Genomic DNA, 11,378 nt, shown 5'->3' on the forward strand with positions numbered 1-11,378 from the left:
TTCTCCTCGTCCGTCCGCGCATCACGCCATCATCGGGGAGGGATGACCGCCGGCGGGCTCGTCCGCGAGCAGGTCGTCGATGAGGGCCGGGTCGGCATCCAGGCCAATGCCGAGCCCATGCAGGAGGATTGCCCGCAGACATCCCGACAGACCGAGCGCACCCTCGATACCGTCACGCCCGTCGAACATCTCACGCGGCGCAAGCATCCAGGCCACCGGATCGTAGTCGAGGCCCTCCCGCTGGAACCGGGCTCCCGTCTCCGCCGCCACCAGGGCGAGCCGGACCAGACGGCGGCGCGTGACGACGATGGGCAGATCGCGACAGCTGTCAGGGTCCAGCGGGTCCGGCATGTCGAACGCTTGCGACTCGTATCTGCTGTGGGGGATCTGCAGGGCTTCCAAACCAGCGTACATCGGTCAGTCCTTTCCAACGTATAGAGAGGTCCTTCTTGGGAGAGCCGGCAGTCGTGGCCCTCTGCGCTGTCAGATGGGGAGCAGCACACTAACATTTCAATACTTCTGGAAACGTCATGTGCGATTTTGTTGGTTAACGCCTTTTTTGCTGCCTGATGAACCGCGTCGGTTGATCCGCGTCGGTTCCTGACTATTCTAGTAATATGGAACTGTCGCAGACCATCGCCGTGCTCAGTGCGCTCGCGCAGCCGACCCGCTACCGTTGCGTCGAAATGCTCGTCGAGAAGGGGGCGAGCAGCGCAGGCGATCTGGCTGTCGGGCTGGGCGTTCCGGCCAACACCATGTCCAGCCACCTGACCATCCTGACGCATGCTGGACTGGTCTCTTCGACCAAGGACGGGCGCCACGTCGTGTATCGGGCGAACGTCGAGAGCGTCGCGAACCTGATCGGAACGCTCAAGCAGCTGGCCGTCTAGCCGGCCGGATAGACGTGGACGCGACAGTCTCGACGATCCCGAGCGCGGGGACAGCCGGTCCCTCGGCCCATTCCAAGTCATGTATTCCGCCTGGGAACGGTGCGGCCTAACGCCGACGAGAAACGTCGGGAGGGATGAAAGAATGCCGATGGATACGAACTACGGCCTGATGATCGCGACATTCGTGTACGCTGGCGCCACCGGCCTGCTCGCTGCCGTGACCGCATGGGGAGTTCGCACCTCCGATCGGGCTTCCAGGGCGAACAACCAGACGAACATCGAAGCGGCCGCAGCTGCGCTGACGCGGCAGATCGAGTCCACGCAGGCGATCACCGGCCGGCAGATCAAAGCCGCCGCCGAGGCAGGGCGCCAGCAGGCCCTGCTGTCCGCCGTGTCTCTCAACAGGCAGGGCTGGATCAATCAGCTTCGGGACGAGGTCGCCGGCTTCGTGGCCGAGAACGCGCTGCGGCGCGGGATCGGCGATCGCATCACGGAAGTGACACCGCAGCTCCAGGAACAGGTCCGCATCCATTCCGCCAAGGAACGCCACTTTCGGAAGGTCGAGCTGCTCATCAACGTGCGGGAGGATTCGAGCAGGGAGCTGCTCGAGCTGATGCGCCACGGGCTGGGCACGACGCTCTCGCTGGAGGCCGAGAAGCGGATCGTCGCCAAGGCTCAGGAGATCCTCAAGACGGAGTGGGACAGGGTACGCTCCGGCACGTAGCAGGAGACATCCCGGCCCCTCCGATCAGCGCGCGAGCACGAGCGGGACGTCCTGGATCCGTGTCGTCCAGGCCGGCGACCGGTTCTCGGCCCGCATCTTCCACTCGCGCCTGAAGCCCTGCGTGGCCGGTACCGCGGTGAACTTCCCGAACCTTCCGTTGACCTCGTCGAGCGCCGTCATCAGCCGCTCCCGACGCCCGACGTCTCCTTCGAAGAGCGTCCTGGGTCGATCGTCGGCGGCGACGAGGTCGTCGAGCAGAATCCCGGCCTTCGTGTAGGCGAAGCCGTCGCGCCACGCCGCCTCCACCCCGCGCCGCGCCGCCGCCAGAAGCTCGAGCGAGTCCGCCGTCATCGGGTGCAGGGTCATGCGTCTTGTCCCCTGATACTGAACGGCACCCGCCTTGAAGCGGTTCGTATGGAAGAACACCGTCAGCTGCCCGGCGACCAGCCCGTGCTGACGCAGCTTCTCGCCAGCCCGCATCGCATACTGCGTCACGGCACCCATCAGGGTCTCCAGGTCGACCACCGGGGTGCCGAAGCTGCGCGTCACCGCCATGCCCTTGCGCCGAGGCTCCACGACCTCGACCGCGCTCGCGGGTACGCCCTGCAGCTCGGCGACCAGCCGCTCGAGCACCACGGTGCCGAGCCCGCGCGCCTGCTTCATCTGCATGTCGCGTATCTGCCCCGCCGTCGTGATTCCGAGCTCGGCCAGCTTCGCGGCGGTCGCGCGCCCGACGCCCCAGACGTCCGCCGCGGGAAACCGATCCATGACCCAGGTCCGCAGCACCGGATCGCGCAGATCGGCGACGCCGTCGAAGAGCGGGTTCTTCTTGGCGGCGGCGTTCGCCAGCTTCGCGAGCGTCTTCGTGGGCGCGATGCCGACGCACGTCGGGATCGTCGTCCATCGGCGAACCTGGTCGCGCATCGCGCTCACATGCGCCACGAGGTCGCGGTCGGCGAAGGGCTTCAGATCGAGGAAGCTCTCGTCGATCGAGTAGATCTCGACCTCGCTCGCGAACTCCTCCACCGCCGCGACGACTCTCCGCTGCATGTCGCCGTAGAGCGTGTAGTTCGACGAGCGCACGACCACGCCGTGCCGGTCGAGCCTGCTGCGGATCAGGTGGATCGGATCGCCCATCTTCACGCCCAGCGCCTTGGCCTCGTTCGATCTGGCGATGGCGCAGCCGTCGTTGTTCGAGGCGACCACCACCGGGACGCCGGCGAGACGTGGATCGAACGCGCGCTCGCAGCTCACGTAGAAGTTGTTGCAGTCGATGAGCGCGACCGTGCTCACCTGCGGTAGCGCCGCGCCAGACCCACGACGACGCCCCAGATCTCCACCGTCTCGTCGACGATGATGCGCTGGTAGCCGTCGGCCTCGGGGACCAGCCACAGCCGGTCACCGGATCGACGGAGACGCTTCATGGTGCGGTCGCCATCCACCAGTGCCACCACGATGTCGCCGGGCCTCGCCTCGATCGCCCGGCTGACCACCACGAGGTCGCCGTCGGCGATGCCCGCCTCGGTCATGGAGCGGCCAGCGACCCGCATGACGTAGCTCGCGGCTGGATGGTCGATCAGCCAGCTGGCGAGATCGATCGGCTCCTCCATGTCGTCCTGGGCGGGGGACGGAAATCCGGCCGGTGTCACCTCGACGAATAGGCGCACCTCGCGCGGCACCAGTTCGAAGGGGACTTCATGGAGCGTGACTAGGGGCATTTGATCGATCCGCAGCTGATCCTCCGATCGTTGTAGGACGAAGAGAACATTATGAGAACAGCTCGGAGTCGCTTTTTCCATCCTGCGCCGCCGCCGCTCTGCGACGGCCTACCCGGCCGCCACACCCGACAGGACACCGGCGCTGCAGTCAGGCGCGCCTCGTTCGCCTCGCGTCGGCCCAGTATGGCCGTTCCAGCGAAGCACGGAACTTCCGCATGAGGCGCTGCGCCTCCGCGTCGTCGAGATGCACCCGGATACAGTGCGACGACGAGACGTCGATGTCCGCAGGCGGTTTGTCGAGACCACTCCTGACCAGCGCTGACGCGGTTCGATACGTGCTCGTCCTGTCGAAGAGATCGAACCGCTCCAGGTGCTCCAGGTAGTCGGCAACCGCCTCGTCGAGCCACTCGCCATGGATCCTCGGCTGCTCGAACAGCCGATCGAGCGTGCGTTCGTCGTCCAGGTCCGACCCGAGCTGCTGAATGTCCTTAAGCACGTCCTCGGGATCAGCGGCGACGAACATGGCCCTCCGCAGTATCCCGTTCAGTCGAGCGATCGCCTGCGTGGTCGCTACGTTGGAGCGATCCTCGCGCCGGCGGATCTCGTGATAGTACAGGCCGGCGCCCACGAAGCCGTCGCTCATCCCCACGACCTCGCGTGCCAGCTCCATCAGCCTGGGCACTACGACGCTCCAGATGCCGCTCACTGCCGGTCCCTGATCCTCGGTGAACAGCGACGGAACGCGAAGCAGCCCGCGTACTGCGCCTTCATCGCTGCACCGTTCTCGTCCAGGAGCAGCAGATAGTGGATCTGATCCATCCCTTCCGCATCGAAGGCGTCCACGATCTCGCAGACGGCCTGCCCGGAGACGACCGTGTCGACGAACAGGAGGCGCTCGCTTTCCATTCGCCACTCCAGGGCGTCGTGATGGCCGACGCGGCAGACCTCGTCTCGGACGAAGCGGAAGAGCCGATAGCTCGGATCGTCCACCTGCCGGCGCACGATGCAGGAGACCACCCGCGCCCAGTACCTTCGAACATGGGCCGGCGTGAGACCGTCGACGCCGAGACGACCCGCGTCCGCCGTGAACGGCACGTCGAGCGCAAGGGTCAGCGGACCGAAGATCGCCTGCGATCCCTTGGACCGCCTGTCGGAACTCGGCATGCCGGGAAGCACGACTGCGCGATAGTACGCATCCGCGATGTTCTTGAACGGCACCGCGCCGCGGCTCGGCACGATCATGCTCCCATAGCCGTCGGCGCGAAGCCGCTGCACCGCACGAGCCAGCCCGATGCCGGCCCGGGCATAGGCCAGCATGTTTTCCGTGGTTATCCGATCCTTCAGCGCCATGCCCGGTAGATAGGGGCGGTCTCCTGCATGGCCATGTCATGGCTGCCGACCGACTATCGGCCGCAGCCGTTCGGTCACGGCACCGTCCGGCCGGACGCGGCACGGCTTGCGTGCGAACCGGCGGTCGGTCACCACCGAGTCATACAGGGGGATCCGATGAAGCTGATTACCGAGAGCAAGGAACTGCAGCGGCAGCTGCTCCAGTGTGTAAAGACCCACGAGAAGATCTCGTTCGCCGTCGCCTGGGCGACGATCGGCACCAAGGTCTACGAAGCTCTGCTCGACAGACGCGAGGCGATTCACCACGGCGTGGTCGGAACCCACTTCTATCAGACGTCCCCCGAGGTCCTCGAGAATTTCGTCGGCGACGATCGGGTCCGCTTCGTGCTTCAGCCTTCCGGCGTCTTCCATCCCAAGGTATTTCTGTTCCGTTCGGGCCGGCGATGGGACGCCTTCGTCGGCTCGGCCAACCTGACGCGCGGCGCGCTCGGGCCGAATGCCGAGGCCGTGATGCACGTCACCCACGAGGACGGAGCCGACCACATACGGTCCGACATCCAGGAAACGATCAAGCGGTTCAGGTCCGACGGGAAGAAGGCGAAGCCCGAGGACGCCGAAGCCTACCGCGATGCGCACGAGCGGATGAAGAAGCTGCGGGACCGGCTGTCGGGCAACTACGGATCGACGAAGTCGACCTCGCCGTTCCAGTCGGAGGTGATGAGCAAGTCGTGGAAGCAGTTCTATGCCGCCGTCCGCGAGCCGGGTGACGGATATCTCCAGGACCGCATCCAGCTTCTCGCCGACGCCAGGGACGCATTCCGAACGCATGCGAGCTTCGGCGAGATGGATGTCGACACCCGCGCGATGATCGCAGGCCTGCCGAACGGCCGCACCGCCAATCAGGGCTACTTCGGCTCGATGAAGGGGGACGGCGTCTTCCATGGCGCGATCAAGGGCGACACGCCGGGCATATCGGCCGCGCTCGACCGCATCCCGCTCGATGGCCCCGTCGGACGCGAGCACTACGACGCGTTCGTCGGCGAGTTCGAACAGGCGCTTCCCGACGGACGCAGGCGACCAGGGGTCGCAAGCCGCCTGCTGGCCATGAAGCGTCCGGACACCTTCGTCTGTCTCAGCAAGCGCAACCGTGCCGGGCTGGCGGACGACTTCGGCATCCCGGCCAGCGGGATCGACTTCGACGTATACTGGGACAGCGTCGTCGGCCGGATCAGGGATTCGCGCTGGTGGTCGGCGTCGGCGCCAGGCGACGGCGACGAGCTCGCGACGTGGCAGGGGAGGGCGGCCATGCTCGACGCGATCTTCTACGATCACGACGACGGCTGAGCCGAGCCGCCGCCACGCGTCGAGGGGGGCTGATAAGGGCCGGGGCGGACCCGGTATGCACACATGTGCATCGGGATTATGCACATGTGTGCAAGTTGCGTTTGCACACATGTGCAAGTTGCGTTTGCACACATGTGCAAGTTGGGCGCTGATTATGCACACATGTGCATCCGCGAATTATGCACACATGTGCATCCACGCCGCGATTATGCACACATGTGCATCCGTCGCCCTCGCGACTCGACATGCACACATGTGCATAATCAGCGTTTTTTTTGCACATGTGTGCAAAGCGCGCCGATCGGGCTCTGAGACCGAATCACGTGCAGACGCTATAAATGGCAGAAATCTGCGGTTTCTGAAAGATTGACAATTTTTCTGATCCGAGCCTATGCGCGCAGGCGCGCGAGCGATCGCGCTCGCTCGCGCGCGCGGATCTCTCTATCTCTTAGACTCTGTAGATGAGAGAAAAGAGACTCTCCGCGCGCGCGAGACCCGGACGCTCGCGATCCGCAGTTCGTTCATGATCATGAGCGTTGCAGTCGATGACCCGCAAGCGTTGCGCCCAGAGAGTTCCGGGACACCATCCAACCTCCAGGATATCGACGGTCACCTGGGTTTTGGCCATCCGCAGGATATCCGGCGCACGGTGACGGCGGCCAGGGTGGCGTTTCCGACCTGATGCCGCGTGGTTGCCGCCGGGTTTGCGGCGATGCCCGTCCGATCCTACAATGTCAGGCGGACGCCGCGCGGCCCCCCCGGCGGCGCGGAAACGGAAGGTGCATGGTGATCGGACCTCAGGATGAAGTTCGTGCTTTCGGGTAGGAAGTCGATGCGCTGGCCGGCGTGTTCGAGAAAAACGCTCGCGGGGGGTGCGGTTCGCAACGCAACCCGCCGCCGGAGCATTGTGCGCCCAAGCAGCATTGGGTTCGCGCATGACGCCGATCCTGCTCGTGGAGCATCGAGGCTATGAATACGATCCGTACCCGCAGGCTGGGCGCTCACGGGCTCGAGGTGTCGGCCCTGGGCCTGGGCTGCATGGGCATGTCCGAGTTCTACGGCGATCGCGACGAGGCGGAGTCCGTCGCCACGATCAACCGTGCGATCGATCTCGGCGTCAGCTTCCTCGACACGGCCGACATGTACGGCGTCGGTGCCAACGAGGAACTCGTCGGCCGGGTCGTCCGCGAGCGCCGCGAGTGGGTGGTCGTCGCGACGAAGTTCGGCAACGTGCGCGGAGAGGACGGCAGCTTCCGCGGCGTGAACGGCCGCCCCGAGTACGTGCGCCAGGCATGCGACGCGAGCCTGAAGCGGCTCGGGCTGGACTTCATCGATCTCTACTACCAGCACCGCGTGGATCCCCAGGTGCCGATCGAGGAGACCGTCGGCGCGATGGCCGAGCTCGTGACCGCCGGCAAGGTCAAGTACCTGGGCCTGTCGGAAGCCGCGCCCGCGACGATCCGCCGCGCGCATGCGGTCCATCCGATCAGCGCGCTGCAGACCGAGTACTCGCTCTGGAGCCGCGATCCCGAAGAGGCGGTCTTGCCCACGGTACGCGAGCTCGGCATCGGCTTCGTGCCCTACAGTCCGCTCGGCCGGGGCTTCCTGACGGGCCAGTTCAAGTCGCAGGACGACCTGCCCGCCGACGACTACCGCCGCAACTCGCCCCGCTTCCAGGGCGAGGCGTTCGGCAGGAACCTGGAACTGGTCGCCGAGGTGGAGCGCATGGCCGCGGACAAGGGCTGCACGTCGGCGCAGCTGGCGCTTGCCTGGGTACTGGCGCAGGGCGAGGACATCGTGCCGATCCCCGGCACCAAGCGCCGGACGTACCTGGAGGACAATCTCGGCGCGCTCGACGTCTCCCTCAGCCCGGACGACCTCGCCCGCATCGACCAGATACTGCCACCCGGTGCCGCCGCCGGCACGCGCTATCCCGAGGCCGGGATGGCGAGCGTCGACAGGTAGCGCGGCGGGGCGCCGCAACGGGGCGGAATAGCCGCCGGTAGGCAGCGCCCCAGGCTCATCACCAGGGCCTTGGCGTCGCCGCCTGGCCGGTGCAGAACCAGACGATGCCCATCTCCTCTCATGCGCATCGCGAGTTCTTCGTCACGGGTTCCCCGGTCTCGGTGAACCGCTACGGCACCGCCGCCTACAGAAGCTGGAGAGGCGACGTTCACACCGAAAGCGTGAAGGGCGGGAGCTGGTCGGGCTGTCTCGTCACGACACCCTGCTCGGTTCACATCCGCTACTTCCAGCACCTCGACGCCCGCAAGGACGTCGACAACTTCCTGAAGGCGATCCTCGACGGTCTGGACGGCAAGGCGGGGAAGGGGCCCAAGATGCCCATGCGGGTCATCCATGACGATCGGGACGTGGAGCGCGTGATCAGCCAGCGGACGAAGATCGGCTTCGCGACGAAGCTGAGCAGCAGAAGCCTGACGACGCAGGAATATGCCGCGGCGCTCGCGGCGTTGTCGGCTCAGGCCGCAGTGTTCGTCTCTGTCGGCGCCCCTCCTAGCCACTCCCGATCGGTGCTGCGTTGAACGAGGAGACGCAGCTGAAGGCCATGGCCGCGGAGCTGATCGCGGCCGGGTACAAGGTGAGCACGGACATCCTTGGCGACCAGCTCGAGACCGGGGCGGCGCGGCTTGCCCGGCTCGAGGGGATAAGGCTCGACATAGTCGCTCATCTCGTCCGGTTGGACGTTCAGGTAGACGAGCGCCCCGAGCTCCTGGTGATCGAGATCGCGAACCGACGCCGGCCCGCCGAAGATCGCATTCTTGCGGGCCGCCGCGCGCTGCCTCGCTACGTCGAGGACGAGGAGGCGCTGAAGCGGTTCGAGACGATTTCGGAGGCTCTTGCGGACGTACCGCGCGCGGAATTCCAGATCCGGTTCCTGGACGTCTCCGCGGACCAGGCCACAGCGCGGCAGCTGAAAGGGCCGCTCAAGAGCAAGGACGCGATGCTGAAGCGTCTGACGGAGGACCGCAGCACGCTGGTTCGCTCCGCCGGCCGCGACGACCTCTCCCGCGCTCTCGTCGTCGCGCGCCTATGGTCCAGCTGGCTGCGGATCGTCGGCAAGCTGCATCCAGGCAGTGAGCGGCGCGAGCTGAAGGATGCTGACCTCCGCACCATCCAGAAGGACCTCTTCGATCAGCAGATCATCGACCTGCGACCTGGCCGCTATGCCGTGATCCACCGGTCCCTGATGGCGGTTGTCGAGGGCGGTGACGTCGACCTGCGTGATCTTACCGAGCTTCAGCCACAGGTTTGGAAGCTGCTTGATTGGGCGACTGATCGCTACGGCGTGCCCAGGCTGGAGATTGAGGCCGGCCCCGACAGCCTCATCGGCAGGCTTCGGCAGCAGATCGCGGAGATAACCGATGGCGAGCGGCGAGAGGCGCTCGACGTAGCCCTGGCTACGCTGTGGCTGACAGAGGGCAGCAGCGCCTTTCCGAGAATGGTGACCGAGTTTCTGCTGGCGCTCAGGCACACGCCGCTAGTCGACGACGACCTGATCACCGAGCTGCTCGAGCGGGCGGCGAGTTCGCCCGCCTAAGATAACGTGCGGCGATAGACGGCGCCTGATCGAGAGTGATTGGGCAGTGAGGATGACGTATGCGCGCTGCGTGCGCCTCGTTGTCACACCCGTGCGCCTCCTCATCGCTGGATGCCGAGGGCAATCAATAGCACATCGCTGCCATGCGAGACGCAGTCGACATCAATGGCCCCTTCCACAGTGACTGGGGTCAAGGGGACAAGGAGACGGCATTCACGGCCGACTTCGACCTGCGGCTGGACGCGGCGAGCTCATCGGTCACCTTCGTCGGTCTTACCCGCTCCAGCGGGAAGATCCTTAACGAGCGCCTGATCTGGCGGCGTCACTTCGCCCGGCGGCGCGACGCAGATGGCATCTTCGAATGGATGATCGAGCGTCAGGACGAATGGCCGTTCTGGGGCCATCTCACCAGCCTGATCGGCCCTGACAGGCTGTTCGCTGCCGCCGCCGAGGATGTCGCAAGAGCTCGATCGGCGCGAGCAGCTGACCTCCTCCGCAACAGGAACGAGGCGAAGGCCGCACGCCGGAAGGAGCAGAGGATCTCGTCCTATCTCGTGGAGAAGCACGGCCAGTTCGGCGTCAATCTGAAGCGCGGCGGGCAGAAGAAGGGCTTCTTCGTCATGTGGTTCCGGGAAAGCTGGGAGCGCGAGCGCTTCCGCGACTGGTGGCGTCCGCAGCATCACCGGTTCGCCGAGTTCGCGGCGCTTCACGACGCCCAGGGGGCCCCGGCGCTGGAGCGGATGCTCCTGCGCGAGATGCAGGACACGGAGAAGAGGATCAGGGCGGCCGGCCTGGGGGCGGGCGGACGTCGCCCTCTCCGATTCTATCGAGGTGAGGAATGAGCATGAGCGTAGCGGTCGCCTCCTCGGTTTCCCCGATCGAGGTGGGAGCACTGGATCCCTGCAACCCGGACGGCAGCACGATGACGCTGGTCCAGGCGGGGCAGAGCCGGTCGAGCGTCCTGGGCCTCGATCGGCCCAGGCGACTCCTGGGTGGACACTGTCTCGCTCCGGACGGCATCGCTACGCAGGCCGCCATGGACTGGATCCCTGGCCTGTCAGGCCTGCTGGCCGATGCGTGTCGACGTCAGGCCGGGTCCAACCGACCCTGGTTCTGGCTGCCGCCGGTCGCACTGGCGGGCGGGAACTCGGACGAGGCGCGTCTCGTGTCGCGTCGGATCGCGCGTCTGGCCGGCGTCCCGTACCTCGTGATGGACGTGAGCAGACTGCAGGACGGCGCTTTGTCCCGGTCGACCGCACGGGGAACCGACGTCATCGTGCCGCCGGATCCGGTGGTGGCGATCGCCACCAGTGGATGTGCCAATCCCCTGGTGCTCGTGCTGGGCGCGGATCAGGCCTCCGATCAGATGGCGTCGGAACTGGGTGATCTGCTCGACCGGCACAGCTCCGCGCGGTGGCTCTGCCCCGCCCTGGGTGCCGTGCTCGATCTCAGCGCGATCACCTGGATGGTGGCGACGCCGAACGAGCACGCGCTGCCCACCAGCATCTATACCAGGCTCCGCCAGCTCCCGATCGCTCTACCGGAGGACCGCGCAGGCCGGATGGTGCGCGTCCTTTCGGTAGTGCTGGAGGTGATGGCCGATCACGACCTCCACCTCGCCGAGGTGGTACAGGCGCTGGAGACCATGTTCGATGATCCCGACGGCAGCTGGGACACCATGTCCCGCTGTTCCGCCGGCGCTCTCGTGGAAGGCGTCACGCGGCAGCTCCTGCGTGCCGCCAGCACCTATGCCCCCCGACCGTGATCGATCGCTCGGCGTACCCGCAGTTCAA

Annotated in this window: 14 protein-coding genes; 9 read left to right on the top strand and 5 right to left on the bottom strand. The window is 66.1% G+C overall.

The window, feature by feature from the left end:
• Window positions 1-21 precede the first annotated feature (21 nt).
• Complete coding sequence (locus AC1RTO_RS02510; RefSeq protein WP_493159358.1) at window positions 22-414, bottom strand: hypothetical protein; 393 nt, start codon at window positions 412-414, stop codon at window positions 22-24.
• Window positions 415-617: 203 nt separating this feature from the next.
• On the opposite strand from AC1RTO_RS02510, the gene AC1RTO_RS02515 reads away from it, so the two are divergent.
• Together AC1RTO_RS02515 and AC1RTO_RS02520 are read left to right on the top strand one after the other, a co-directional pair.
• A complete protein-coding gene (locus AC1RTO_RS02515) occupies window positions 618-890 on the top strand; it encodes an ArsR/SmtB family transcription factor (RefSeq protein WP_493159359.1) in 273 nt (90 codons plus the stop codon).
• 148 nt (window positions 891-1,038) lie between these two features.
• Window positions 1,039-1,614 carry a hypothetical protein gene (locus AC1RTO_RS02520; RefSeq protein WP_493159360.1) on the top strand — a complete coding sequence of 192 codons (576 nt, stop codon included), beginning with the start codon at window positions 1,039-1,041 and terminating at the stop codon, window positions 1,612-1,614.
• A 24-nt stretch (window positions 1,615-1,638) separates the two neighbouring features.
• On the opposite strand, the gene AC1RTO_RS02525 is transcribed toward AC1RTO_RS02520, so the two are convergent.
• From AC1RTO_RS02525 to AC1RTO_RS02540, 4 genes are all read right to left on the bottom strand, one after another.
• The gene (locus tag AC1RTO_RS02525) at window positions 1,639-2,907 is read right to left on the bottom strand and encodes a Y-family DNA polymerase (protein WP_493159361.1); all 1,269 of its coding nucleotides are present in this window, start codon (window positions 2,905-2,907) and stop codon (window positions 1,639-1,641) included.
• Window positions 2,904-3,332, bottom strand: coding sequence for a LexA family protein (locus AC1RTO_RS02530; protein WP_493159362.1), 429 nt, complete (start codon window positions 3,330-3,332; stop codon window positions 2,904-2,906). The genes AC1RTO_RS02525 and AC1RTO_RS02530 overlap by 4 nt, the downstream gene beginning before the upstream one ends.
• A gap of 148 nt (window positions 3,333-3,480) precedes the next feature.
• A complete protein-coding gene (locus AC1RTO_RS02535; RefSeq protein ID WP_493159363.1) occupies window positions 3,481-4,038 on the bottom strand; it encodes a hypothetical protein in 558 nt (185 codons plus the stop codon).
• Window positions 4,035-4,682: a hypothetical protein gene (locus tag AC1RTO_RS02540; RefSeq protein WP_493159364.1), complete on the bottom strand. Its 648-nt coding sequence runs from the start codon at window positions 4,680-4,682 to the stop codon at window positions 4,035-4,037. Before AC1RTO_RS02540 ends, AC1RTO_RS02535 begins: the two co-directional genes overlap by 4 nt.
• A gap of 156 nt (window positions 4,683-4,838) precedes the next feature.
• Between AC1RTO_RS02540 and AC1RTO_RS02545 the strand changes: the two genes are divergently transcribed.
• The 7 genes from AC1RTO_RS02545 (at window position 4,839) to AC1RTO_RS02575 (ending at window position 11,350) form a co-directional block, all read left to right on the top strand.
• Window positions 4,839-6,026, top strand: a complete 1,188-nt coding sequence (locus tag AC1RTO_RS02545) for a phospholipase D family protein (protein WP_493159365.1) — start codon at window positions 4,839-4,841, stop codon at window positions 6,024-6,026.
• A 523-nt stretch (window positions 6,027-6,549) separates the two neighbouring features.
• On the top strand, window positions 6,550-6,708 hold the full coding sequence (locus tag AC1RTO_RS02550; protein WP_493159366.1) for a hypothetical protein: 159 nt from the start codon (window positions 6,550-6,552) through the stop codon (window positions 6,706-6,708).
• A gap of 296 nt (window positions 6,709-7,004) precedes the next feature.
• Window positions 7,005-7,991: an aldo/keto reductase gene (locus AC1RTO_RS02555; RefSeq protein WP_493160310.1), complete on the top strand. Its 987-nt coding sequence runs from the start codon at window positions 7,005-7,007 to the stop codon at window positions 7,989-7,991.
• Window positions 7,992-8,080: 89 nt separating this feature from the next.
• Window positions 8,081-8,569, top strand: coding sequence for a RusA family crossover junction endodeoxyribonuclease (locus tag AC1RTO_RS02560; protein WP_493159367.1), 489 nt, complete (start codon window positions 8,081-8,083; stop codon window positions 8,567-8,569).
• A complete protein-coding gene (locus AC1RTO_RS02565; protein WP_493159368.1) occupies window positions 8,566-9,585 on the top strand; it encodes a hypothetical protein in 1,020 nt (339 codons plus the stop codon). The genes AC1RTO_RS02560 and AC1RTO_RS02565 overlap by 4 nt, the downstream gene beginning before the upstream one ends.
• Window positions 9,586-9,728: 143 nt before the next feature.
• Window positions 9,729-10,427 (top strand): hypothetical protein, encoded by a 699-nt coding sequence (locus AC1RTO_RS02570; RefSeq protein WP_493159369.1) that lies wholly within the window; start codon window positions 9,729-9,731, stop codon window positions 10,425-10,427.
• A 2-nt stretch (window positions 10,428-10,429) separates the two neighbouring features.
• On the top strand, window positions 10,430-11,350 hold the full coding sequence (locus AC1RTO_RS02575) for a hypothetical protein (protein WP_493159370.1): 921 nt from the start codon (window positions 10,430-10,432) through the stop codon (window positions 11,348-11,350).
• Window positions 11,351-11,378 lie beyond the last annotated feature (28 nt).

This window comes from Sphingomonas sp. GW821-FHT10F09 (assembly GCF_058809195.1).

Coding starts and splice junctions, on each gene's coding strand:
- AC1RTO_RS02510 (WP_493159358.1), bottom strand. CDS start 414: ATGTACGCTGGTTTGGAAGCCCTGCAGATCCCCCACAGCAGATACGAG.
- AC1RTO_RS02515 (WP_493159359.1), top strand. CDS start 618: ATGGAACTGTCGCAGACCATCGCCGTGCTCAGTGCGCTCGCGCAGCCG.
- AC1RTO_RS02520 (WP_493159360.1), top strand. CDS start 1,039: ATGGATACGAACTACGGCCTGATGATCGCGACATTCGTGTACGCTGGC.
- AC1RTO_RS02530 (WP_493159362.1), bottom strand. CDS start 3,332: ATGCCCCTAGTCACGCTCCATGAAGTCCCCTTCGAACTGGTGCCGCGC.
- AC1RTO_RS02540 (WP_493159364.1), bottom strand. CDS start 4,682: ATGGCGCTGAAGGATCGGATAACCACGGAAAACATGCTGGCCTATGCC.
- AC1RTO_RS02545 (WP_493159365.1), top strand. CDS start 4,839: ATGAAGCTGATTACCGAGAGCAAGGAACTGCAGCGGCAGCTGCTCCAG.
- AC1RTO_RS02550 (WP_493159366.1), top strand. CDS start 6,550: ATGATCATGAGCGTTGCAGTCGATGACCCGCAAGCGTTGCGCCCAGAG.
- AC1RTO_RS02570 (WP_493159369.1), top strand. CDS start 9,729: ATGCGAGACGCAGTCGACATCAATGGCCCCTTCCACAGTGACTGGGGT.
- AC1RTO_RS02575 (WP_493159370.1), top strand. CDS start 10,430: ATGAGCGTAGCGGTCGCCTCCTCGGTTTCCCCGATCGAGGTGGGAGCA.